Raw genomic sequence first — 21,724 nt, forward strand, 5'->3', positions numbered from 1 at the left:
TTATGGAATAAGGAAATATACGCGTTAACCCTTATTTTATTCCAATAAAATTTGGCGATGCAGAACCGTAGCACCCGCCAGTCTTCTTCCGTCCCCGCCCTGATGTTCGCCGTCAGCGTCGTAGGCTCCAACGGCCTGGCGCTCAGCCCCATCCTGAGCGACGTGGCGCGCTCCTTTGCCACCTCGCCGCTGACCATCAGCACCGCTATTTCCGCCTACGGCGCGGCCACCGCCGCCAGCGCCTTCTTCCTGGCCGCCCGCATCGACCGCATCGGCATCCGCCGCTCGCTCCTGGGCGCGATGGCCGTGCTGATCGCCGCCTTGATCCTGTCCGCCTGCGCGCCGCACTGGATCGTGCTGACGCTGGCGCAAGCCCTGGCAGGCGCCGCGGCGGGCGTCATCCTGCCTGCGGCCTATGGATCCGCCTCGCTGATCGCTCAGCCCGGCCAGGAAGCCCGCACGCTGGGCCGCGTCATCGCGGGCTGGTCCGTGTCGCTGGTGGCGGGCGTGCCACTGTCAGCGCTGATCTCCGATGCCGTGGGCTGGCGCGCTACCTACGGCACGTTGGCGCTATGCGCGGCGATTGCCGTGCTGGGGTTGCGCAAGCTGCCGGAACGCCGCGCGGACAATCCCGCCCCGCTGCGGTTATCGCGCCTGCTGGCGCCCCTGTCCTACCGCGACGTGCCCGCCTTGCTGCTGGGCTGCCTGGCGTTCTCGTCGGCGTTCTATGGCGTGTACGCGTTCCTGGCCGACCACGTGCGCGGCCTGCTGGGGCTGAGCGCCGGGCAAGTGGGCTTCATCGCGTTTGCCTACGGCGCCGGGTTCCTGCTGGCCGGCGTGGCCGGCGCCCCGCTGATCGAGCGGCTGGGTCCGCGCCGCGCCCTGCCGCTGGCGCTGGGCGTCATCGCGCTGGTGTACCTGGGGCTGCTGCCGGCCGCCCATGCGCTGGCCGCGGTGCTCGCCATCGCCACGCTATGGGGCGCGGCCTCGCAGCTGAGCCTGAACCTGCTGGTGCTGCTGCTGTCGCGCGCCCGGCCCGAAGAGCGCGGCGCGGTACTCGGCCTGAACACCTGCACCACCTACCTGGGCGCAAGCGTGGGCACTGCCATCGCCGGCACCCTGTATACCCATGCCGGCTTCGAAGCGCTGGGATTGGCCGCGGCTAGCGCGCTGGCCGCCGCGGCGCTAGGCCTGCATTGGCGCCTGAACGGCCGGCGCGCGGCGCGCGGCCAGGCTGCCGCCTGAACCGCCAAGGCTATCGCCGGATCGCCGCTCAGCTCCGGTATTCCACGGCGCAGTCCCGGCCCGACCGTTTGGCCTGATAGAGCGCGAAGTCGGCGCGGCGCAGCACATCAGACGCCGTGGCATCGCCGGGTAGAAAACCGGCGATGCCGCCGCTGACCGACAGCGTCACCACCGACCCGTCTATGTCCGCCGGATGCTGCCGCAGGCTGGCGCGCAAGCGTTCGCAGATCGCGCGCGCCACCGCCGCGTCCGCATCGGCCAGCAGCACCAGGAACTCCTCGCCGCCCAGCCGCCCTATCGAATCGCCTTCGCGCAGACAGGTGCGCAGCTGATCGCAGAAGTGCCGCAGCGCGACGTCTCCGCCCAGATGGCCATAGCGGTCGTTGACCTGCTTGAAGTAATCCAGGTCCAGCATCAGCGCCGTGGTCGGTCCGACCTCCCCGTGCCGGCCGTCTGCCAGACGGTCTTCCATGCGCTTGAGGATTTCGGCGCGGTTCCAGCAGCCGGTCAAGCTGTCCACCCTGGCCATCCGCGCCAGCGCCGCTTCGGCGCGCCGGCTTTCGGTGACGTCCATGCCCAGGTTGACCACTTTGCCGTCGGGCAACCTGACGTTGGACCACAGCACCGACAACAGCTCGCCGTCGCGCGTGCGCGGCTGCCATTCGCGGAAAGAGCGGTCGGGCCGCGCGACCACGCTATCCATCGCGCGGTCCCGGACCGTCGGGTCAGGATAGAACAGCGCGAACGGGTCCGGGCTCTGCTTGATCTCGGCTTCTGACCAGCCGAAGCGGCGCGCGCAGGCGTCGTTCCACAAGGTACAGCGGCCGTCCGCATCGAAGGCGTTGATCAGCACCGGCGCCGTCCTGAACAGCGCGCCGAACTGCACAATGACTTCGTTGAGCCGCGCCAGTTCGCGATCGCGGGCAGCCACGCCCAGCACGGCGTGTTGCGCATACGCGGCCAGGATATCTTGCGCGTTGGCATAGGCGGACACGTCTGTCAGCGCCCGCCTGAACGCAAAAACGATGTGGCCGCAGGCCACCGCATTGGCGTCGTAAAGGGTGCGCGCCACACAGGCCAGCACACCGGCCTCGCTCAACCAAGGCTCGTCTTGCGGCATACCATCCAGGCAGGCGTAGGCCGCGCGGTCCGCCAACAAGGCATGCACCGCCTCGTCTGCGCCCGCGAGGTCCGCGGCAATGCCGTCGCGGCAACTGGCGCTGGCGATCAGCCCTGCGGCGTCATCGGCTTGATCCAGCCGGACCCAGGCGTAATCCGCGCCCATGTCCTGCACGGCGCGCCCGGCCAGCGTCTGGAAAAAACGGTCTTGGCCCGCCGCCAGAATTGCGCTGGCGGCCGCCAGGATGCGGCCATCTTGCACGGCCAGAACCTGGGCATGGGCAACATCATCAGACGATGGAATACGCATGGCTCTGCTATCGAGGGGAGGACGGCGCGGCCCTCCGCATAGCGGCCATCGTGGCGACTACAGGCCGAGGGGTTAAAAATCGGGGCCAGTATACGAGTAATCCCTGAGCCCAACTGGCAAGAATCGTCAACGCCCCCTTGGCCAGGCCCCTGCGCGCTACCAGGGAAAGTCGATCAGATCGCCGTACAAGCTGCGCAGCTTGGCCTTCACTTCGGCCGAATTCTGATAGATCGAAATGAACTTCAGCAGCCGCGGGTCCTGCGCGCCGGCCGGCGTGGCCACCCAGCGGATGGCATAGCGCCGCACATTGGCCGGATCGGTGTTGTCGAAGGCCAGGCCGTCCTTTTCGTTCAAGCCGGCCTGTTTGGCAAAGGTGGTGTAGGTGACGGACGCGGTCACGTCGTCGAAAGTGCGCGCGGACTGCGAACCTTCAATCGGCACGAACTTCAGCTTCTTGGGGTTCGACACCACGTCTTCCAGCGCGGCCTGATGCGCCACGCCGGGCTTGAGCTTGATCAGGCCGATGGATTCCAGCAGCAACAGCGCGCGACCGGTATTGACCGGGTCGTTCGGCACCGCGATGGTCGCGCCCTCGGGCATCGCGTCGCCCTTCTTCAGCTTCTTCGAAAACAGGCCAATGGTGGTGGAATAACCGTAGGCGATGGGCTTCAGGTTGGCGCCGCGGCGCTGGTTGAACAGTTCCAGGAAAGGTTCGTGCTGAAAGAAGTTCGCGTCCACCGAACCATCGGCCACCGCGATGTTCGGCAGCACCCAGTCGTTGAATTCCACCAGCTTGACGTCCAACCCTTCCTTTTTGGCCTGGGCGATGGCAAGTTCGGTGGCGGCGTTCGCGACGCTCGGAATCACGCCGATGCGCAGCGGCTTGTCCTGCGCCATGGCGTTGCTTGCGCAAGCCAGGACCAGCCCGGCGGCCGCAACGCGGCGGGTAAGTTTCAGAAGCAGTTGATGCAGAAACATAAGGACCATCCAGATATCAAAAACAGGGCATTGCCCGGCACAAGCGCTTATTGTGCAGCAGCCTGCTGCGGCCGCCCGCAATGCCCTTTTGTCACGCAATGGCAATGCCGCGGAGCGGCTGGCGGCGCTAAGATGGCTGCAATACCTCCGCGGGAGACCCTCATGAGCGCGGTATTGAACACCCAATCGGGCGCGCAGTCCGCCGCCAGCCACCGCGACCGCGTGGAAGACCAGCTCGGCGCGCACAACTACCATCCCCTCGACGTGGTCATCGCGCGCGGCAGCGGCGTCTGGCTCTACGACGTGGACGGCCGCAAGTACCTGGATTGCCTGTCGGCCTATTCGGCCGTGAACCAGGGGCATTGCCACCCCGCCATCCTCGCCGCCATGAACGAGCAGGCGCAGAAGCTCACGCTGACCTCGCGCGCCTTCCGCCACGACCAGATGGCGCCGTTCTACGAAGACCTGGCGCGCCTGACCGGGGCGCACAAGATCTTGCCGATGAACAGCGGCGCGGAAGCCGTGGAAACCGCCATCAAGGCGGTGCGCAAATGGGGCTACGAAGTGCGCGGCGTGCCGCAGGACCAGGCCGAGATCATCGTCTGCGCCAACAACTTCCATGGCCGCACGCTGGGCATCGTGGGATTCTCGACCGACCCCGACGCCTACGGCCACTACGGGCCTTTCGCGCCGGGCTTCAAGGTCGTGCCCTTCGGCGACTACGATGCCTTCGACGCCGCCATCACGCCCAATACGGTGGCCTTCCTGGTCGAACCCATACAGGGCGAAGCCGGCGTGGTCCTGCCGCCCGCGGGCTATTTCGCCCGGGTCCGCCAACGCTGCACCGAAAGCGGCATCACGCTGATCCTGGACGAGATCCAGACCGGCCTGGGCCGCACCGGCAAGCTGCTGGCCGAAGAACATGAAAGCATTGAGGCCGACGTGACGCTGATCGGCAAGGCGCTGTCGGGCGGCTTCTATCCGGTGTCCGCGGTGCTGTCCAACGCCGACGTGCTGGGCGTATTCCAGCCGGGCCAGCACGGCAGCACTTTCGGCGGCAACCCGCTGGCCTGCGCCATCGCGCGCGCCGCGCTGCGCGTGCTGACCGAGGAAGGCATGATAGAAAACGCTGCCGCCATGGGCCCGTACTTCCTGGAGCGCCTGCGCACCCTGCCCGGCCCGGTGCGCGAAGTGCGCGGACGCGGCCTGATGCTGGCCGTGGAACTGGAGCCCGACGCCGGCGGCGCGCGCCTGTGGTGCGAACGCCTGCAGTCACGCGGCATGCTGGTCAAGGACACCCACGGCCACACGCTGCGCCTGTCGCCGCCCCTGATCGTGACGCGCGAGCAGATCGACTGGGCTTGCGATCAGTTGAGCGCGGTACTATCCGCCACTTGATACCCCCCACCGGAGTCCGCGACTTGCAGAACACCGCCAACCTGCCCCAACACATCACCCTGATCGGCGCGCCCACAGACATCGGCGCCGGCGCGCGCGGCGCCTCCATGGGTCCGGAGGCCCTGCGCGTGGCGGACTTGGGTCCGGTCATCGAGGCCCAGGGCTTTCAGGTCACCGACCGCGGCAACCTCTACGGACCCGCCAATCCCTGGCTGCCACCCGTGGACGGCTACCGCCATCTGGACGAAGTGGCCGCGTGGAACCGCGCGGTGCACGACGCTGTCTACGAAGAGCTGAGCCAGGGCCGCCTGCCCATCCTGCTGGGCGGCGACCACTGCCTGGGCATAGGCTCGATCAGCGCGGTGGCGCGCCACTGCCGCGCAGCGGGCAAGAAGCTGCGGGTGCTGTGGCTGGACGCCCATGCCGATTTCAATACCAACGCCTTGACGCCCACCGGCAACATCCATGGCATGCCCGTGGCCTGCCTGTGCGGCTACGGTCCGGCGCAGATCACCGGACTGTCCGGCCAAACGCCCGACATCGAACCGGGCTGGGTGCGGCAGATCGGCATACGCAGCGTGGACCAGGGCGAAAAGCGCCTGGTCCACGAAGCCGGCCTGGAAGTCTTCGACATGCGCTACCTGGACGAAATGGGCATGCGCGCCACCATGGAAGCGGCCTTGGCGGGGCTGGACGAGGACACCCATCTGCACGTGAGCTTCGACGTGGATTTCCTGGATCCGGAAATCGCCCCCGGCGTGGGCACCACCGTGGCGGGCGGCCCGACCTACCGCGAAGCCCAGCTCTGCATGGAAATGATCGCCGATACCGGCCTGATGCGCTCGCTGGACGTGGTGGAGCTGAACCCGGCCTTCGACGTGCGCAACAAGACCGCGGAACTGGCGGTGGACCTGATCGAAAGCCTGTTCGGCAAGTCCACCCTGATGCGCCGCGGCTCCTGAGCCGGCCTGCCCCCTGCGCCATGCGGTGACAGCCATGCGCCGGCTCGGGCCGCGCATGGCACATGACCCGCGCGCGCTCTGCCTGACTCCCCTATTTCGGCGCCCCCCCCTCGCCCGCCCCGACGAGTCCGGCGGATCGCCCCCCGGCCTGGGAAATCCCCTCTGTTGACTTTTCACATGTGCGAATCTAAGTTCTTGCACAGGAATTTTCTTTCACCATTGTGAATTAGTTTTCAGCCAGGTGGAGAGCTGGCGCCCCGCAAGCGGATACACAGCATCAAACGAAAAACCAATAAATCGGCCCGTTCGGGCCGGGAGGCAAGCAGATGCGTATCAAACCCCTGTTGGCGGCGCTGGCCGCCTCGTTGGCCGCCTGCGCGGCCCAAGCCCAATCCGACGTGGTGCGCCTGGGCGTGTCCAACGACCGTTCCGGCATCTATTCGGACCTGGGCGGCCTGGGCTCGGAAATGGCGGTCCGCATGGCGGTCGAGGACTTCGGCGGCAAAGTGGCCGGCAAGACCGTCGAAGTCATAGGCGCGGACAACCAGAACAAGGCGGACGTGGCCTCGGCCCTGGTGCGCCGCTGGTTCGACACGCAGGGCCTGGTGGCCGTGGTGGACGGCGGCGCCAGCTCCGCGGGCCTCGCCGCGCAAGGCGTGGCGCGGGAAAAAGGCGGAACCGCTCTCATCAGCGGCGGCTTCGCCGGCGACTTCAGCGGCAAGCAGTGCAGCAACCTCAGCACGCAGTGGGCGCCCGACACCTATGCCCTGGCCAACGCGGTAGTCAAGAGCGTGGTCGAAAGCGGCGGCAAGTCCTGGTACTTCATCACCACCGACTACGTGTTCGGCAAGTCGCTGGAAGCGAACGCCTCGCGCTTCGTCGACGCGGCGGGCGGCAAGGTGCTGGGCAGCACGCGCCATCCCCTGGGCGCCATGGACTTCGCCTCGTTCCTGGTGCAGGCGCAATCGTCCAAGGCCAACGTGGTGGGCCTGGCCAGCGCCGGCGGCGATCTGGTCAACCTGATCAAACAGGCCCAGGAGTTCGGCCTGACCGGTGGCAAGCAGCGCATGCTGACTTTCCTGACCTTCATCAACGACGTGCAGGCGATGGGCCTGCCGGTGGCGCAAGGGCTGACCTTCCCCACCGGCTTCTACTGGGACGCCGATGCAGACACCCGCGCCTGGACCCAGCGCTGGCAGAAGAAGATGGGCGTGACGCGCGCGCCGTCCATCGTGCAGGCGTTGAGCTACGTCGCCACCACGCACTACCTGCAGGCCGCCCAGGCCGCCGGTTCCTTCGACGGCGCCACCGTCAACCAGAAGATGCGCGAGTTGCCCATCACCACCAAACTGATCAAGAATGCCCGGGTGCGCCCCGAAGACGGCCGCGTCATCATGGATCTGTATCTGGTCGAAGTGAAGAAACCCGCCGAATCCAAATATCCCGGCGACTTCTACCGCATCCTGTCCACGGTGCCAGGCGAAAAGGTCTTCGTGTCCTTGGCGGACAGTGAATGCCCGAGCGTGAAGAAATAGCGTTGCCGCGCCGCGCCCGCCCTGCGGGCCGGCCGTTAAAAACACCCAGGAGGAGACATCCCATGAAGTGCTATTGCGTCGTGAACTTCCGCGAACCCCTGCAGGAAATGAACCCGCCCACCCCGACGCCGCAGGGGTCGCAGGTGCTGCTGAAGGTACGCGCAGCGGGCGTTTGCCACAGCGATATCCACTTGTGGGAAGGCGGCTACGACCTGGGCCAGGGCCGCACGCTGTCGCTGAAGGACCGCGGCGTCTCGCTGCCCCTGACCATGGGCCACGAAACCGTGGGCGCCGTGGTCGCCGCCGGCCCCGACGCCCAGGGACTGTCGGCCGACCGCAACTACCTGGTCTATCCCTGGATCGGCTGCGGCAACTGCCCGCCTTGCCTGGCCGGCATGGAAAACCATTGCTCCGCGCCCGCCTGCCTGGGCGTGCACCGCGCCGGCGGCTACGCCGACCACATCCTGGTGCCGCACCCGCGCTACCTGATCGACATCGGCGACCTCGATCCCGCGCAGATCGCCCCCTATGCCTGCTCCGGGCTCACCACCTATTCCGCGCTGAAGAAGATCGGCGCCGACGTGTACCGCTCGCACCCCGTGGTCATCTTCGGCGCTGGCGGCCTGGGCCTGATGAGCCTCACGCTGATCAAGGCCCTGGGCGGTGCGGGCGCCATCGTGGTCGACATCGACCCGGCCAAGCGGCAGGCCGCCTTGGAAGCCGGCGCCCTGGCTGCCATCGACGGCGCGGCACTCGACGCCGCGCAGCAGATCATCAAGGCGGCCGGCGGCAAGCCCGTGCAGGCCGCCATCGATCTGGTCGGCGCGCCCGCGACCACCTCGCTGGCCTTCGACTTCCTGACCAAGGGCGGCAAGCTGATCATCGTGGGCCTGTTCGGCGGCGCCTCGTCCTGGCCGATCGCGCTAATCCCCATGAAGGCCCTGTCCATCGTCGGCAGCTACGTCGGCAACCTGGCCGAGCTGCAGGAACTGATGGAATTGGTGCGGGCCGGCAAGGTGCCGCCCATGCCGGTGCACCGCCATGCGCTGGCCGACGCCGACAGCGTGCTGGCGTCGCTGCGGGCCGGCAAGGTGGTGGGCCGCGCGGTGCTGACGAACTGAACTAGACGGGCCGCAGGCGCGGATCGTAGATGAAGCGGTCTCGCCGCACCACCACGATATGCTCGGCGTCGGGGTGCGCCGGATTGATCAGGAAATTGCAATCCGGCACGCCCCGATAGGGCACGATGGCGCTGGGCAGTTCCAGCAGCGCCGACACGCCGGACTGTACCCAGTTGTCGCCCACGGCCTGCGAGGCCTCGGCGAAAGGCACCGCATCCCAGAACGGATAATCCTCTTGCAGTTGCGTCAGGCTGAGCGTCTGGCGGGCTTCATGCACGGCGGGCGGCACGGCCAGTTCGATCAGATAGCGGTTGGCCTGCTCGGACGCGCGCGCCGCAAAGTGCACCACGGTTTCCAGCACCGCCAGCGCCACGCTGGCCGAGGCATAGACCACTGGCGTGCCGGGGCTGTTGTAGCGCCCGCCCACGGCCGCGGCCCCCGCCCCGCTCACATCGTCGGCGCGGTACTTGCCTGCGGTGGTGCCGATGCGCCAGATGGAAACGCTGTCGTCGGTCATGCGTAGACGCCCGCCGCGGCGCGCGCCAGCGTGTCCTCGACGATGCGGCTGCTGGCGTCGGAGGTCAGCAGCGACAGCGGCTTGACGTTGCCCAGCGCGGGCACCGGCGTGTTCAGCCAGGCCACCGCCTCTTCGTCGCTGCCCAGCACTTGGCGCGCCACCCGCGCCACCCGTGCCACGCGTGCCAGACGGTCGGATTCGCCCAGGGGCAGCATCAGGCCTTCGCGGCTCCAGCGCGACAGCGAAGCCGCCTTGACCTCGGTGATGGCCATGATTTCAGACTTGGGCACCTGCAGGTAGTCGGCGGCGTCGTCCACCATCTGCGCGGGCAGGCCGCGGCGCACGTCGCGCGCCATGTCGACCAGGGGGCTGTCGACCAGGCTGCGGAACAACTGCTTGGCGCGCGCCGCGGCATGGCGCGACGGACGCTTGGCGGGGGTTTTTTCGAGGGCGGCTACGCTCATGGCCTGGCTCCTGCAAGTCTGGGCGTCCACGGCGGCGGACACACCATGAATTCCAAATAGAATTCATGATATCCCATTTGGAAACACCATCACAAGATCCGTCCCTAACAATGCCATGCCTCCAGATAGGCGCCGGATTTGGGCATATCATAGGCGGCTGTAACACGATTAATCAGACACTAATAAGGACTGGCGATGACGGACCGGCAGCTGACGATACTCGCGGCGTTGAATCTCATGGTGGCGGTGGGCGCCGGGGCGTTTGGCGCCCATGGCCTCAAGCGCATGCTCACGCCGGAACTGCTGTCCGTCTGGCAGACCGGCGTGCTGTATCACCTGATCCATGCGCTGGGCCTGTTCGTGGTCGCGCTGCTGGGCGCCCGCTACGGCTCGCCCCTGCTGTCCGCGGCGGGCGTGGTGATGTTCGTCGGCATTGTGCTGTTCAGCGGCAGCCTGTACGTGCTGTCCCTGACGGGCACGCACTGGCTGGGCGCGGTCACGCCTTTCGGCGGCGTCGCCTTCCTGGCGTCCTGGGCCATGGTCGCGCTGGCGGCCTATCGCGCCCAAGGCTGAATTCCCTCCTCTTTTCCTTTTCAGGCGGCCGGAACCGCCCACCCTCCCAGGCTGTAGATGTCCACTTCTTCCGTACTGCCCGCCCCCCAGACCCAATCCGCCGCAGCAGGCATTGCCTGTGTGGTGGGCGGCATTTTCTTTCTGACCCTGAGTGACGCCAATGCAAAATGGCTGGGCGCCCACTACAACCCGCTGCAGATCCTGTTCCTGCGGGCGCTCATCGCCCTGCCTTTCGTCATGGCGCTGGCGCTGTGGCTGGGTGGGCGCCGGGTCTTGCGCACCGCCCATGCCGGGCTGCACCTGACGCGCGGCGCCATCAACGTGGTGTCCGCCTATTGCTTCTATCTGGGGCTGCGCACGCTGCCGCTGGCCGAGGCCACCGCCATCGCCTTCGCCGCGCCGCTGTTCGTGACGGCCCTATCGGTGCTGATCCTGAAGGAGCGCGTGGACGGCAAGCGCTGGCTGGCCGTGCTGGCCGGTTTTGCCGGCGTGCTGATCGTGGTGCGGCCTGGCGCCGCCACCTTCCAGGCCGCAACCCTGCTGCCGCTGATCACTGCCATGCTCTACGGGGTAATGATGATCACGGCCCGCGGCATCAACCGCAACGAAGGCATGCTGACGACCACGCTCTACATCGTGCTGGGCCAGCTGGTCTGTAGCGCGGTCGCGCTGCCCCTGGTCTGGGAGCAGCCCGCGATGGCGGACCTGCCGTACTTCGGCGCGGTCGCGCTGTTCAGCACCCTGGGCCTGGCGCTGATCACGCAGGGATTCCGCATCGGGCCCGCCTCGGTGGTCGCACCCTTCGATTACACCGGACTGATCTGGGCCACCGTCCTGGGCTGGGTCTTCTGGCACGAGACCCCGGACGCCTATGCCTATCTGGGTGCGCTCTTCATCGCCGGCAGCGGCGTCTACATCGCCGTGCGCGAAGCGCGGGCCAAGTCCAAGTCCCGCACCCGCAAGCCGGCCAAAGGCTGACGACGCGTTATTCCGTGGGCGGCGGAAAATGTCGCCGCAGCACCCGCGCCACGTTGGGTTCCAGCGCCGCCTCGCGCGCCACGGCCGTCAAGGCAGGACATTCGGATGCGAACCACGCCTGCCCCGGACGCCAGCGCGTCATCACGGTCACATACAGGTCCAGCGCCGAAAAACGCCGGCCCAGCATGTGCGGCGCGCCGGCCTGGCGCTCCAGCTCCAGCCAGATGTCCGCCCGCCGCGAGTGCACTCGCTCGCGCAGCAGTTCGGCGGCCGGGCCCGCGCTGGTCCACTGCGGGGGATCGTCGCCGTAGGTGAACGTGGGATAGACCGCCGCCACCAGGCGGATCAGCAAATTGAGAAAGAGCGCCCGTTCCGGCTTGTCGGCCGCAGGCGCCAGCCCGGCTTGGGGCGCCACGTCGTTCAGGTGCAGGATCATGGCGGCGCTCTCGGTCATGACCCCGCCGTCCGGCAGCACCAGCGTGGGCACCTGCCCCAGGGGATTCAATTGCAGCAGCCTGTCACGCTCGGCGCAGGGCTTGAGGTACGGCAGGTCTGTCAGCGTATGCGGCACATTGGCCAGCACCAGCGCCATCTCGACGATGGCGGATCCGCAACCGGCGGACCCGATCAGCTCATACGGTTTCATGGCGTTCATCCTCCCTGTTCTGCCGGCGCCAGGCGCAGCAATTCGCCCGGCGAGGCGTCGGTCAACACGTACACATAGCCGTCCGGCCCTTGCCGCACGTCGCGTATCCGCTGCTTGCGGTCCGTCAGCAGCCACTCCTGGGCCACCACGCGGTCGCCGTCCAAGGTCAGGCGGATGAGATTCTGGTTGGCGAGCGCGCCGATGAATACGGAGTTGCGCCAGGCCGGAAACCGGTCCGCGTTGTAGAAAGCCATGCCGCTGATGGCCGGCGACTTGGGCCACCAGTACAGCGGCGCCTCCATGCCGGGCAGTTCCGCGCCCTTGGCTTCGGGGATGGGCTGGCCGGAATAGTTGATGCCGTGGGTGACCAGCGGCCAGCCGTAGTTCTTGCCGCGCTGGACCAGATTGATCTCGTCGCCGCCGCGGGGGCCGTGTTCGTTTTCCCAGAGCTGCCCGGTCCAGGGGTTGAGCGCCATGCCCTGGGGATTGCGATGGCCGTAGGACCATATCTCGGGCCGCGCGCCGGCCTGGCCGACGAAGGGATTGTCGGTCGGCACCGAACCGTCGACCTTCAGCCGCACCACCTTGCCTTGCAGCTTGTCCAGGTCCTGCGCGGTAGGCCGCTGGTTGTTTTCGCCCAGCGAGATGTAGAGATAGCCTTTACCGTCGAACACCAGCCGCGAGCCGTAATGCAGGCCTGACGACAGCTTGGGTTGCTGGCGGAACAGCACACGGAAATCCTCCAGCGTCGTGCCGTCGGCGGACAGCCGGCCGCGGCCTACCGCGGTGCCGCTCTTCGAGCCCTCGGCTTCGGCATAAGACAGGTAGACGTATCTGTCCTTGGCAAAATCCGGCGACAGCGCCACGTCCAACAGGCCGCCCTGGCCCTGCGCCGCGACCTTGGGTACGCCGGCCAATGGCTTGGACAATCCGCCCGGAATGCGCAGCAGCCTGAGACTGCCGGGACGCTCGGTAATGAGCACGCCGCCCTCGGGCAGAAAGGCCATGGCCCAGGGATGGTTGAGGCCGCCCACCACGGCCGTGACGCGGGCCGGGACGGAAGCGGGTTCGGGACCGGGCTGCGCGGACACCGCCAACGCGGCGCACAGCGTGAACGACAGCAACAGCGCGCGCGTAATCGCGGCGGGGCGTGACGGCATGGGCATCTCCGGCAACGGGTGGCGTACCATATCGGCCAGGAACGGAGATCCCCGTCCTTGCTCTCAGGAGACCCCATCTGATGAAACTGTACTACATGCCCGGCGCGTGCTCGCTCGCATCCCATATCGTTCTGGAATGGATCGGCAAACCCTATGAAACGCACAAGCTGAGCCGCGACGAGCTCAAGGGCCCGGAGTTCCTGAAGGTCAACCCGCTGGGCGCCGTGCCGGCCCTGGCACACGATGGCTGGACCGTGACGCAGAACGCCGCCATCCTCGAATACCTGGCTGAACATGCCCCGGAACTGAACCTGCTGGGCGACGGCACGCCGCGCTCGCGCGCCGAAGTGCGCCGCTGGCTGGGCTTTATCAACTCCGATATCCACAAGACCTTCTCGATGATCTTCGGCGCCCCGCGTTTCCTGGGCGACGAAGCCGCGCAGAAGGAACTGGCGGCATCCGCTTCCGCGCTGCTGAGCAAGCTGTTCGCGCAGCTGGACGGCCAGCTCGCCGGCAAGTCCTACCTGACCGGCGACAAGCCCTCCATCGCCGACGCCTACCTGTACGTGGTGCTGCGCTGGGCGCACGGCAAGGAAGTGAACCTGTCGGGCCTGGATAACCTGGCCGCCTTCTTCAAGCGCATGGAAGCCGACAAGGGCGTGCAGGCCGCGCTCAAGGCCGAAGGCCTGTAAGGCTTTCCGGGGCTTGCGCCGACTGGCGCAAGCCCTCAGCGGGAAGCGTCCGACGCTTCTGCCAGATCGGGCGGCGCGCCCTCTTCCAGCGTCTTCTTCACCGCCGCCAGAAAGCGCCGCGCCAGCAAGGGCGGCGCGCTCAGATTCGAATGCGTGGCCCAGATGTCCACGCTGGCCTGCGGCGATATCGGCCGCAACACCATATGCGCGGCCTGGTCCGGCGTCACGCACCAGGCATCGACCAGCGCCGGCCCCAAACCCTGCTGCACGAACGAACAAGCAGTCACGGGCGAATGCACCTCGACCGCCGCCGCGCAAGCCGGCCCCTCGCCGAAGAAAGGCTTGAGCGCCCGCGCCAGCGGCGTGTCGCGCGGATAGCCGATCCAGGCCGCCGTGGAGAAATCCTCCGGCTGTACGACTTCGCGCGCCGCCAGCGGATGGCCGGCAGGCAGCGCGCACAGGATCGGCACCTGCGCCAGGCGCACGGACCGTAGATTGGGATGATCGGGCGGCTGCATGGAAACGCCGATGTCCGCCTGGCCCGACAGGAAATACGCTGCCAGTTCATCGAAGGTCACGCTGCGGTAATCGACCCGCGCGTCGGCGTTGCGGCCGCGGAAACGGTCCAGCGCCATCGGTATCAGGCGCTGGCCGAAACTGGCGCTGGCGACGATTTTCAGCATGCCCGCGCCCGATTGGCCAAGGCTGGCCGCCAGATCGTTCACGCGTTGGATGCCGCCATAGACCTGCTCGACTTCCGCGTACAGCCGGCGCGCCTCGGCCGTGGGCGACAGCCGGCTCTTCACGCGCTCGAACAGCTTGTAGCCCAGCCGGCTCTCGGTCAGCGCCAGCACGCGGCTGACCGCGGGCTGCGACACATGCAGCATGCGCCCCGCGCCGCTGATCGATCCGGCCATCATGATGGCCCGGAACACCTCGATCTGGCGCAGGTTCAAAGGCCGACCGGCAGTGGGTCCGACCTCGTCCGCGTAGGCATGCTCATCCATTTTTTCCCCTGGCAAATCAGCCCCAAACCGATAACGCCCGATTATAGGTTTTCGACATTTTTCGATGAGGGCGAGCGCCGTCCCGGGGTGTAACCTGCCCGCCTCAACACTAGAAAACCAGGGGAAATCCACCATGCACAGCAAAGTCATCCGCGGCCTTTCCGCGCTGGCGCTCGGCGCCGTCCTGACCGCCACGGCCACCGCCGGCGCCTATCCCGACAAGCCCATCACCTTCGTGGTGCCGTCCGCCGCGGGCGGCTCGCCCGACGTGCTGTCGCGCCTGATCACGACCCAGCTGGCGCGCGACACCGGCGCCACCGTGGTGGTCGAAAACCGCCCCGGCGCCGCCGGCAATATCGGCATCGCCCTGGTCAAGCGCGCCGCGCCCGACGGCTACACGGTCGGCTACGGCAACATCAACACGCTGGCCGTGAACCGCTCGCTGTTCAAGCGCCTGCCGTATGACGTGGACGCGGACCTGACTCCCGTGGCGCATCTGTTCGATCTGTACAACGCGCTGATCGTACCGGCCGACTCTCCGGTCAAGAGCGTGCAGGACTTGATCGACCGCGCCCGCAAGGAACCCGGCCGCCTGTCCTACGGCGCCTCGGGCGTGGGCACCACCGGCCACATGGGCGGCGAACTGTTCAAGAGCATGGCCAAGATCAACGTCATGTTCATCCCCTACAACGGCGGCCCCGCCGCCATCCAGGACCTGTTGGGCGGCCGCCTCGACTACCTGTTCGTCAACACCTCGGAAGCGACCCCGCTGGTCAAGAGCGGCAAGGTCCGCGCCATCGGCGTAAGCAGCCTGAAGCGCCTGGCGCTGATGCCCGACGTGCCCACCCTGGACGAAGCCGGCCTGAAGGGCTATGAGACCGTCGCCTGGGGCGGCGTGGTCGCGCCCAAGGGCACGCCGCCGGAAGTGGTCGCCACCCTGAACGCCGCCATCCAGAAGGCGCTGCAGGCGCCTGACGTACGCACCGGCCTGGCCACGCTGGGCGCCGAACCGGCCAGCGGCTCGCCCGCCGACTTCAAGCAGCTGATCGACCGCGAAACTGCCAAGTGGCAACAGATCATCGACGGCGCCGGCATCGAGAAACTCGATTGAACATGAGCACGCGCATGCTGCAAGCAGACTTCATCGTGGCAGGCGCCACGCTCATCGATGGCAGCGGCGGCCCCGCCCGCCAGGGCGACCTGGCGGTGCTGGACGGACGCATCGCGGCGCTGGGCGAGTTCGCCCATCCCGCCGGCGTCCCCGTCATCGACGCCTGCGGCCTGACGCTGGCGCCCGGCTTCATCGATTCCCACACCCACGACGACGGCTACCTGCTGGCGCACCCGGACATGCTGCCCAAGGTCTCGCAGGGCATCACCACCGTGGTCACCGGCAATTGCGGCATCAGCCTGGCGCCGCTGACCGGCGCCGCGATCCCGCAACCGCTGGATCTGCTGGGCCCGCCCGAGCTGTTCCGTTTCGGCACCTTCCGCGCGTGGATGGACGCGCTGCGCGCCACGCCCGCCGCCGTCAACGTCGCGCCCCTGGTCGGCCACACCACGCTGCGCGTGGCCGTCATGGAAGACACCTCGCGCGCCGCCGACACGGACGAGCGCACCGCCATGCGCGAATTGCTGCAAGAAGCGCTGGACGCGGGCGCCTTCGGCGTTTCCACCGGCACCTTCTACCCGCCGGCCAGCGCCGCGCCCACCGACGAAATCATCGACGTCTGCGCGCCGCTGCGCGGCCGTCCCGGCGTGTACGCCACCCATTTGCGCGACGAAGCCGATCACATCCTCCCGGCCATGGAAGAAGCGCTGCTGATCGGCCGCGAACTCGATTGCCGCGTGGTGTTCTCGCACCACAAGCTGGCCGGCGAACGCAACCACGGCCGCAGCCGCGAAACCCTGGACCTGATCAGCCGCGCCGCCGCCACCCAGGCTGTGTGCCTGGACTGCCATCCCTACCCCGCCACCTCCACGATGCTGCGGCTGGACCGGGCGCGGCTGGCCAGCCGCACCATGATCACCTGGTCCAAGGGCTACCCCGAGGCCACCGGCCGCGACTTCAGCGACGTGATGGCTGAACTGGGCCTGGACGACGAAGCCGCCATCGCCCGCCTGGCGCCCGCCGGCGCCATCTACTTCCTGATGGACCCGGCCGACGTCGGCCGCATCTTCTCGCATCCGCTGACCATGGTGGGTTCCGACGGCCTGCCGTTCGACCCGCATCCGCATCCACGCCAATGGGGCACTTTCACCCACGTGCTGCGCGCCATGGTGCGCGAACAAGGCCTGCTGACACTGGAAGCCGCCATCCACAAAATGACCGGCCTCGCCGCGGACCAATACGGCATCGCGCAGCGCGGACTGCTGCGCGAGGGGTATCATGCTGACCTGGTGCTGTTCGATCCCGCCACCGTGACAGATGTGGCCACTTTTTCAGCTCCCATTCAGGCAAGCCAAGGCATCCAGACAGTTTGGGTCAACGGCAAGCAGGTCTGGGACGGGGAACGAACCGGCGCCGAACGCCCGGGCCAGGTTCTGACGCCCGGGACGGCATTACCTCGGAGTGAATAACGTGAACAACTATTCCCAGGGTTGTTACCTGGGTGTATTGGGCGGCATGGGCCCCATGGCCGGCGCGGCCTTTGCCCTGCGCCTGGCGGCACTGACGCCCGCCGCGATCGACCAGCAGCACATCCCCACGCTGCTGCGCAACGACCCCCGCATTCCCGACCGTTCCAGCGCCTACATGGCCGGCGGCGAGAATCCCCTGCCCTACATGCAGGAAGGCGTGCGCTTCCTGCAGGACGCCGGCGCGCGGCTCATCGCCATTCCCTGCAACACGGCCCACCTCTGGTACGACCAGATCGCCGCCTCCACCGGCGTGCCGGTGCTGCACATCATCCAGGCCGTCATCGACGACCTGCGCCGCCTGGGCCTGCCTTCCGGCCGCATCGGCCTGATGGGCACCGCCGCCACCTTGAAGCTGGGCCTCTACCAGCGGCATCTGGAAGCGCAAGGCTACCAATGCATCGTGCCGGACGACGATGAAGTCGAGCGCTACTGCATGGGTTCGATCCGCGCGGTCAAGGCCAACCGCCTGGAAGACGCCTATGCCCCGGCCGCCGAATGCATCGCCCGCCTCAAGGCGCGCGGCGCGGATGCCGTGGTGCTGGGCTGCACCGAACTGCCGCTGGCCGTGCCGCACGCGCTGCGCCCCAGCCTGGGCGTGACGCTGACGGATTCCATCGACGCGTTGGCGCGGGCAGCGATCGCGCACTACCAGGCCGAGGAACTGGCGGCGGCTTGAACCGCCTGCCGGCCGCGAAGCGAAAAAAAAGCGCATCTTGCGATGCGCCCCAATTTCCCTTCGCGGGGAATTGCCATCAACCGCCCAGATACGCCTTGCGCACCTGATCGTTGACCAGCAGGTTGGCGCCGGTGTCCTGCAGCACGACCCGGCCGTTTTCCAGCACGTAGCCGCGGTCGGCCACGCCCAGCGCCTTGTTGGCGTTCTGCTCGACCAGGAACACGGTCACGCCCTGTTCCCGGATCTCGCGGATGATGTCGAAGATCTGGGCGATCACCAGCGGGGCCAGGCCCAGCGTGGGTTCGTCCAGCAGCAACAGGCGCGGACGCGTCATCAGCGCGCGGCCGATGGCCAGCATCTGCTGCTCGCCGCCCGACATCAGGCCGGCGCGCTGGCTGGCGCGCTCCTTCAAGCGCGGGAACAGCCCATAAACGTGGTCGATGCCCGCCTGAATCTCGTCGCGCTTGGCGAAGAAACCGCCCATCATCAGGTTCTCGGCCACGGTCAGGTCCTTGAAGACCCGCCGCCCTTCCGGCGAAATGGCGATGCCACTGCGCATGATGTGGTGCGTGTCCTTGTGGGTGATGTCCTCGCCCTCGAACGTGATCTTGCCTTCCTTGGCCCGGGGGTTGCCGCAAACCGTCATCAACAGCGTCGTCTTGCCCGCGCCGTTGGCGCCGATCAGCGTGACGATCTCGCCCTTGTTGACTTCTACCGACACTCCGTTCAGCGCCTGGATGGCGCCATAGTAGGTATGAATGTTGTCCAGCTTAAGCATTATTCCTCCCCCAGGTACGCCTTGATGACGCGCTCGTCGTTGCGCACCTGCTCGGGGGTGCCGGTAGTGATGGGCTTGCCGTGCTCCATGACCAGGATGCGGTCCGAGATGCCCATGATCAGGCTCATGTCGTGCTCGATCAGCAGCACCGCGACGCCGAACTCGCGCCGCAGCTGGTCGATCAGCGACTGCAGATCACGCTTTTCCTGAGGGTTAAGGCCCGCCGCCGGTTCGTCCAGCATCAAGAGCCGCGGCTTGGTGATCATGCAGCGCGCGATCTCCAGGCGGCGCTGATGGCCGTAAGCCAGGTTGCCCGCTTCGCGGTTGGCGAACTCGCGCAAGCCCATGAAATCCAGCCATTGCGCCGCGCGCGCCAGCGCATCGGTCTCGGACTGGCGATAGGACTTGAGCTTGAGCAGGCCCGGCAGGAGCCGCGACTCCACCTGGGTATGCTGCGCCACCAGCAGGTTTTCCAGCACGGTCAGCTGCTTGAACAGGCGCACGTTCTGGAACGTGCGCACCAGCCCATGGCGCGCGACCTTATGGCTGGGCAGGCCGGTGATGGCCTTGCCGTCCATGGTGATGTCGCCCGCCGTCGGGGCATAGAAGCCGCCCACGCAGTTGAACACGGTGGTCTTGCCGGCCCCGTTGGGGCCGATGATGGCGAACACCTCGTCGGATTTGACTTCGAACGCCACGCTGTCGACGGCCAGCAGGCCGCCGAACCGCATGGTGAGTCCGGATACTTTCAGCAATGCCTCGCTCATTTAGCCAACTCCACATGGGGACGCTTCATGGGCAACAACCCCTGCGGACGCCACATCATCATCAATACCATCACCAGGCCGAACATCAGCATCCGGTACTCGGCGAATTCGCGCGCGACTTCCGGCAGTACTGTCAGCAGCACGGCCGCCAGGATCACGCCCACCTGCGAGCCCATGCCGCCCAGCACCACGATGGCCAGGATCAGCGCGGATTCGATGAAGGTGAAGGACTCCGGGTTCACCATGCCCTGGCGCGCCGCGAAGAACGCGCCGCCGAAACCGGCGAACATGGCGCCCAGCGTGAACGCGGAGAGCTTGATGCGCGTGGGGTTCAAGCCCAGCGAACGGCAAGCGATCTCGTCTTCGCGCAGCGCTTCCCAGGCGCGCCCGACGGGCATGCGGATCAACCGGGTCGACACGAACAGCGTGGCCAGCGCCAGCAGCAGCGCCATCAAGTACAAATAGACCACCATGTGCTGGTTCTGGAACGTCCAGCCCATGAATTCATGGAACGTGGTGCCGCCTTCGGTGCTGGCGCGGCGCGTCATTTCCATGCCGAACACCGTCGGCTTGGGAATGCCCGAAATGCCATCCGGGCCGCCCGTCAACGTGTTCAGGTTGATCAGCAACAGGCGGATCATTTCACCGAAGCCCAGCGTCACGATCGCAAGGTAGTCGCCGCGCAGCCGCAATACCGGAAAGCCCAGGATGAAGCCGAACAGCGCCGACATGGCGCCCGCAAACGGCAGCGCTTCCCAGAAGCTCCAGCCGCCCCAGTGGTACAGCAAGGCGTAGGTATAGGCGCCCACCGCGTAGAAGCCCACGAAGCCCAGGTCCAGCAGGCCCGCGAAACCCACCACGATGTTCAGGCCCAGGCCCAGCATCACGTAGATCAGCACCAGCGTGGCGATGTCCACCGAGCTGCGCCCGGCAAAGAACGGCCAGATCACCGCGATCGCCAACAGCAGCAGCGCAAGCGGCTTGTGGGTGCTGGCCGGCGCGGCCGGCAACGTGGGCATGCTGGTCTTCAGCTTCTGGAACGGCTTGGCGATCCAGGGGCGCAGCAGCTGGAAGAAGAACACCACCGCGGCGGCGATCGCCACCAGGGACCAGTTCGACTCCATCGTGGTGCGGGCGCCCTGGCGGATCAGCTGCAGGCCGAAGACGGGGGTGACGATGACGGCCGTCAGCACGGCCGCCATCGTGGCGTTTTTCAGATTGTTGTTCGACATCAGACTTTTTCCACCTCAGGTTTGCCCAACAGCCCGGTGGGACGGAACAGCAGGATCAGGATCAGCAGCGAGAACGCCACGATGTCCTTGTACTGCGAGGAGATGTAGGCGGCCGCGAAGGTCTCGGCCAGTCCCAGCAGCACGCCGCCCAGCATGGCGCCGGGGATGCTGCCGATGCCGCCCAGCACTGCCGCGGTAAAGGCCTTGATGCCGGCCAGGAAGCCGATGAAGGGGTTGAGCTTGCCGATGGTGATGGCGATCAGCACGCCGCCCACCGCCGCCAGGATCGCGCCCATCACGAAGGTGAACGAAATCACGCGGTTGGTGTCGATGCCCAGCAGGTTCGCCATGTGCATATCCTGCGAGCAGGCGCGCGAGGCGCGGCCCATGCGGGAATACTTGATGAACAACGTCAGTCCGATCATCAGCAGCACCGTGACCACGATGATCATGATGCGCGAATACGGCACCGTCACGTCGAAGTCAGAGCCCATGTGGAACTGCACGGCGCCCGACACCAGCGATGGCACGGCCATGTCGCGCGCGCCCTGGCCCAGGGCCACCCAGTTCTGCAGGAAGATCGACATGCCGATGGCGGAGATCAGCGCCACCAGGCGGGGGCTGCCGCGCACGGGCCGGTAGGCGACGCGTTCGACGCTGAAACCGTAGATGCCGGTGACGACAATGGCCACGACCAGCATGGCCGCGATGATGAACGGTATCGGCAAGCCGCTATTGGTGCCGATGGCCGTCAGGGTGACCAGGCCGACATAGGCGCCGATCATATAGATTTCGCCGTGAGCGAAGTTGATCATACCGATGATGCCGTAGACCATTGTGTAGCCGATGGCAATCAACGCATAGATCGCGCCCAGAGACAATCCGTTGAAGAATTGCTGGGTAAGTTGGGGTATGAGGTCGGACAT

At 66.9% G+C, this 21,724-nt stretch carries 22 protein-coding genes; 11 read left to right on the forward strand and 11 right to left on the reverse strand.

The annotated features are described in order from the left end of the window. The first annotated feature begins 57 nt into the window (after window positions 1-57). Window positions 58-1,245: an MFS transporter gene (locus AC3WOB_RS12505; RefSeq protein WP_492275212.1), complete on the forward strand. Its 1,188-nt coding sequence runs from the start codon at window positions 58-60 to the stop codon at window positions 1,243-1,245. 28 nt (window positions 1,246-1,273) lie between these two features. On the opposite strand, the gene AC3WOB_RS12510 is transcribed toward AC3WOB_RS12505, so the two are convergent. Next, window positions 1,274-2,674 carry a sensor domain-containing diguanylate cyclase gene (locus AC3WOB_RS12510; RefSeq protein ID WP_492275213.1) on the reverse strand — a complete coding sequence of 467 codons (1,401 nt, stop codon included), beginning with the start codon at window positions 2,672-2,674 and terminating at the stop codon, window positions 1,274-1,276. 156 nt (window positions 2,675-2,830) lie between these two features. Next, window positions 2,831-3,652: a MetQ/NlpA family ABC transporter substrate-binding protein gene (locus AC3WOB_RS12515; protein WP_013393929.1), complete on the reverse strand. Its 822-nt coding sequence runs from the start codon at window positions 3,650-3,652 to the stop codon at window positions 2,831-2,833. Between the two features lie 162 nt (window positions 3,653-3,814). Between AC3WOB_RS12515 and rocD the strand changes: the two genes are divergently transcribed. The 4 genes from rocD to AC3WOB_RS12535 all read left to right on the forward strand — a co-directional run bounded on the left by rocD (window position 3,815) and on the right by AC3WOB_RS12535 (window position 8,668). Then, a complete protein-coding gene (gene rocD, locus AC3WOB_RS12520) occupies window positions 3,815-5,050 on the forward strand; it encodes an ornithine--oxo-acid transaminase (protein ID WP_492275214.1) in 1,236 nt (411 codons plus the stop codon). Window positions 5,051-5,073: 23 nt separating this feature from the next. Continuing rightward, entirely contained in the window at window positions 5,074-6,012 is a 939-nt protein-coding gene (gene rocF / locus AC3WOB_RS12525) for an arginase (protein WP_492275215.1), read from the forward strand. A gap of 326 nt (window positions 6,013-6,338) precedes the next feature. Then, entirely contained in the window at window positions 6,339-7,547 is a 1,209-nt protein-coding gene (locus AC3WOB_RS12530) for an ABC transporter substrate-binding protein (protein WP_013393932.1), read from the forward strand. 62 nt (window positions 7,548-7,609) lie between these two features. Then, the gene (locus AC3WOB_RS12535) at window positions 7,610-8,668 is read left to right on the forward strand and encodes an alcohol dehydrogenase (RefSeq protein ID WP_492275216.1); all 1,059 of its coding nucleotides are present in this window, start codon (window positions 7,610-7,612) and stop codon (window positions 8,666-8,668) included. A gap of 1 nt (window position 8,669) precedes the next feature. On the opposite strand, the gene AC3WOB_RS12540 is transcribed toward AC3WOB_RS12535, so the two are convergent. Beyond that, on the reverse strand, window positions 8,670-9,185 hold the full coding sequence (locus AC3WOB_RS12540; RefSeq protein WP_492275217.1) for an RES family NAD+ phosphorylase: 516 nt from the start codon (window positions 9,183-9,185) through the stop codon (window positions 8,670-8,672). After that, entirely contained in the window at window positions 9,182-9,649 is a 468-nt protein-coding gene (gene parS, locus AC3WOB_RS12545; RefSeq protein ID WP_013393935.1) for a type II RES/Xre toxin-antitoxin system antitoxin, read from the reverse strand. Before parS ends, AC3WOB_RS12540 begins: the two co-directional genes overlap by 4 nt. 195 nt (window positions 9,650-9,844) lie before the next feature. Between parS and AC3WOB_RS12550 the strand changes: the two genes are divergently transcribed. Both AC3WOB_RS12550 and AC3WOB_RS12555 read left to right on the forward strand, forming a co-directional pair. After that, the gene (locus AC3WOB_RS12550; RefSeq protein ID WP_013393936.1) at window positions 9,845-10,222 is read left to right on the forward strand and encodes a DUF423 domain-containing protein; all 378 of its coding nucleotides are present in this window, start codon (window positions 9,845-9,847) and stop codon (window positions 10,220-10,222) included. A 57-nt stretch (window positions 10,223-10,279) separates the two neighbouring features. Further along, entirely contained in the window at window positions 10,280-11,200 is a 921-nt protein-coding gene (locus AC3WOB_RS12555; protein WP_013393937.1) for a DMT family transporter, read from the forward strand. A gap of 7 nt (window positions 11,201-11,207) precedes the next feature. Here AC3WOB_RS12555 and AC3WOB_RS12560 read toward each other — a convergent pair whose 3' ends face one another. Together AC3WOB_RS12560 and AC3WOB_RS12565 are read right to left on the reverse strand one after the other, a co-directional pair. Further along, entirely contained in the window at window positions 11,208-11,846 is a 639-nt protein-coding gene (locus AC3WOB_RS12560; RefSeq protein ID WP_013393938.1) for a glutathione S-transferase family protein, read from the reverse strand. Between the two features lie 5 nt (window positions 11,847-11,851). Further along, window positions 11,852-13,006 carry a PQQ-dependent sugar dehydrogenase gene (locus AC3WOB_RS12565; protein ID WP_492275218.1) on the reverse strand — a complete coding sequence of 385 codons (1,155 nt, stop codon included), beginning with the start codon at window positions 13,004-13,006 and terminating at the stop codon, window positions 11,852-11,854. An 80-nt stretch (window positions 13,007-13,086) separates the two neighbouring features. Between AC3WOB_RS12565 and AC3WOB_RS12570 the strand changes: the two genes are divergently transcribed. Next, window positions 13,087-13,698 (forward strand): glutathione S-transferase family protein, encoded by a 612-nt coding sequence (locus AC3WOB_RS12570; RefSeq protein ID WP_492275219.1) that lies wholly within the window; start codon window positions 13,087-13,089, stop codon window positions 13,696-13,698. Window positions 13,699-13,733: 35 nt separating this feature from the next. Here the strand turns inward: AC3WOB_RS12570 and AC3WOB_RS12575 are convergent, their stop codons facing one another. Continuing rightward, the gene (locus AC3WOB_RS12575) at window positions 13,734-14,705 is read right to left on the reverse strand and encodes a LysR family transcriptional regulator (protein WP_013393941.1); all 972 of its coding nucleotides are present in this window, start codon (window positions 14,703-14,705) and stop codon (window positions 13,734-13,736) included. Window positions 14,706-14,838: 133 nt separating this feature from the next. Here AC3WOB_RS12575 and AC3WOB_RS12580 point away from each other — a divergent pair, with 133 nt between their 5' ends. Genes AC3WOB_RS12580 through cuyB form a run of 3 tightly spaced genes read left to right on the forward strand, consistent with a single transcriptional unit; the run spans window position 14,839 to window position 18,021 of the window. After that, window positions 14,839-15,816, forward strand: a complete 978-nt coding sequence (locus tag AC3WOB_RS12580; protein WP_013393942.1) for a Bug family tripartite tricarboxylate transporter substrate binding protein — start codon at window positions 14,839-14,841, stop codon at window positions 15,814-15,816. 2 nt (window positions 15,817-15,818) lie between these two features. Further along, entirely contained in the window at window positions 15,819-17,285 is a 1,467-nt protein-coding gene (locus tag AC3WOB_RS12585) for an N-acyl-D-amino-acid deacylase family protein (protein ID WP_492275220.1), read from the forward strand. A gap of 1 nt (window position 17,286) precedes the next feature. Next, complete coding sequence (gene cuyB / locus AC3WOB_RS12590) at window positions 17,287-18,021, forward strand: cysteate racemase (RefSeq protein ID WP_207465059.1); 735 nt, start codon at window positions 17,287-17,289, stop codon at window positions 18,019-18,021. Between the two features lie 76 nt (window positions 18,022-18,097). On the opposite strand, the gene AC3WOB_RS12595 is transcribed toward cuyB, so the two are convergent. The 4 genes from AC3WOB_RS12595 to livH are packed head-to-tail and all read right to left on the reverse strand — an operon-like array spanning window position 18,098 to window position 21,724. Further along, complete coding sequence (locus tag AC3WOB_RS12595; protein ID WP_207465060.1) at window positions 18,098-18,799, reverse strand: ABC transporter ATP-binding protein; 702 nt, start codon at window positions 18,797-18,799, stop codon at window positions 18,098-18,100. Further along, complete coding sequence (livG, locus tag AC3WOB_RS12600; RefSeq protein ID WP_013393946.1) at window positions 18,799-19,566, reverse strand: high-affinity branched-chain amino acid ABC transporter ATP-binding protein LivG; 768 nt, start codon at window positions 19,564-19,566, stop codon at window positions 18,799-18,801. The genes AC3WOB_RS12595 and livG overlap by 1 nt, the downstream gene beginning before the upstream one ends. Then, window positions 19,563-20,798 carry a high-affinity branched-chain amino acid ABC transporter permease LivM gene (locus tag AC3WOB_RS12605; protein ID WP_013393947.1) on the reverse strand — a complete coding sequence of 412 codons (1,236 nt, stop codon included), beginning with the start codon at window positions 20,796-20,798 and terminating at the stop codon, window positions 19,563-19,565. The genes livG and AC3WOB_RS12605 overlap by 4 nt, the downstream gene beginning before the upstream one ends. Continuing rightward, window positions 20,798-21,724, reverse strand: a complete 927-nt coding sequence (livH, locus tag AC3WOB_RS12610; protein ID WP_013393948.1) for a high-affinity branched-chain amino acid ABC transporter permease LivH — start codon at window positions 21,722-21,724, stop codon at window positions 20,798-20,800. The genes AC3WOB_RS12605 and livH overlap by 1 nt, the downstream gene beginning before the upstream one ends.

This window comes from Achromobacter sp. FW305-C-30-7 (assembly GCF_058783105.1).

What these genes read in the sequence shown, in the direction of transcription:
- AC3WOB_RS12595 (WP_207465060.1), bottom strand. Translation starts at nt 18,799, where the DNA reads ATGCTTAAGCTGGACAACATTCATACCTACTATGGCGCCATCCAGGCG.
- livH (WP_013393948.1), bottom strand. Translation starts at nt 21,724, where the DNA reads ATGTCCGACCTCATACCCCAACTTACCCAGCAATTCTTCAACGGATTG.
- AC3WOB_RS12570 (WP_492275219.1), top strand. Translation starts at nt 13,087, where the DNA reads ATGAAACTGTACTACATGCCCGGCGCGTGCTCGCTCGCATCCCATATC.
- AC3WOB_RS12530 (WP_013393932.1), top strand. Translation starts at nt 6,339, where the DNA reads ATGCGTATCAAACCCCTGTTGGCGGCGCTGGCCGCCTCGTTGGCCGCC.
- AC3WOB_RS12580 (WP_013393942.1), top strand. Translation starts at nt 14,839, where the DNA reads ATGCACAGCAAAGTCATCCGCGGCCTTTCCGCGCTGGCGCTCGGCGCC.
- rocD (WP_492275214.1), top strand. Translation starts at nt 3,815, where the DNA reads ATGAGCGCGGTATTGAACACCCAATCGGGCGCGCAGTCCGCCGCCAGC.
- parS (WP_013393935.1), bottom strand. Translation starts at nt 9,649, where the DNA reads ATGAGCGTAGCCGCCCTCGAAAAAACCCCCGCCAAGCGTCCGTCGCGC.
- AC3WOB_RS12550 (WP_013393936.1), top strand. Translation starts at nt 9,845, where the DNA reads ATGACGGACCGGCAGCTGACGATACTCGCGGCGTTGAATCTCATGGTG.
- AC3WOB_RS12565 (WP_492275218.1), bottom strand. Translation starts at nt 13,006, where the DNA reads ATGCCGTCACGCCCCGCCGCGATTACGCGCGCGCTGTTGCTGTCGTTC.
- AC3WOB_RS12515 (WP_013393929.1), bottom strand. Translation starts at nt 3,652, where the DNA reads ATGTTTCTGCATCAACTGCTTCTGAAACTTACCCGCCGCGTTGCGGCC.
- livG (WP_013393946.1), bottom strand. Translation starts at nt 19,566, where the DNA reads ATGAGCGAGGCATTGCTGAAAGTATCCGGACTCACCATGCGGTTCGGC.
- AC3WOB_RS12555 (WP_013393937.1), top strand. Translation starts at nt 10,280, where the DNA reads ATGTCCACTTCTTCCGTACTGCCCGCCCCCCAGACCCAATCCGCCGCA.
- AC3WOB_RS12575 (WP_013393941.1), bottom strand. Translation starts at nt 14,705, where the DNA reads ATGGATGAGCATGCCTACGCGGACGAGGTCGGACCCACTGCCGGTCGG.
- AC3WOB_RS12505 (WP_492275212.1), top strand. Translation starts at nt 58, where the DNA reads ATGCAGAACCGTAGCACCCGCCAGTCTTCTTCCGTCCCCGCCCTGATG.
- AC3WOB_RS12560 (WP_013393938.1), bottom strand. Translation starts at nt 11,846, where the DNA reads ATGAAACCGTATGAGCTGATCGGGTCCGCCGGTTGCGGATCCGCCATC.
- AC3WOB_RS12605 (WP_013393947.1), bottom strand. Translation starts at nt 20,798, where the DNA reads ATGTCGAACAACAATCTGAAAAACGCCACGATGGCGGCCGTGCTGACG.
- AC3WOB_RS12510 (WP_492275213.1), bottom strand. Translation starts at nt 2,674, where the DNA reads ATGCGTATTCCATCGTCTGATGATGTTGCCCATGCCCAGGTTCTGGCC.
- AC3WOB_RS12585 (WP_492275220.1), top strand. Translation starts at nt 15,819, where the DNA reads ATGAGCACGCGCATGCTGCAAGCAGACTTCATCGTGGCAGGCGCCACG.
- AC3WOB_RS12535 (WP_492275216.1), top strand. Translation starts at nt 7,610, where the DNA reads ATGAAGTGCTATTGCGTCGTGAACTTCCGCGAACCCCTGCAGGAAATG.
- AC3WOB_RS12540 (WP_492275217.1), bottom strand. Translation starts at nt 9,185, where the DNA reads ATGACCGACGACAGCGTTTCCATCTGGCGCATCGGCACCACCGCAGGC.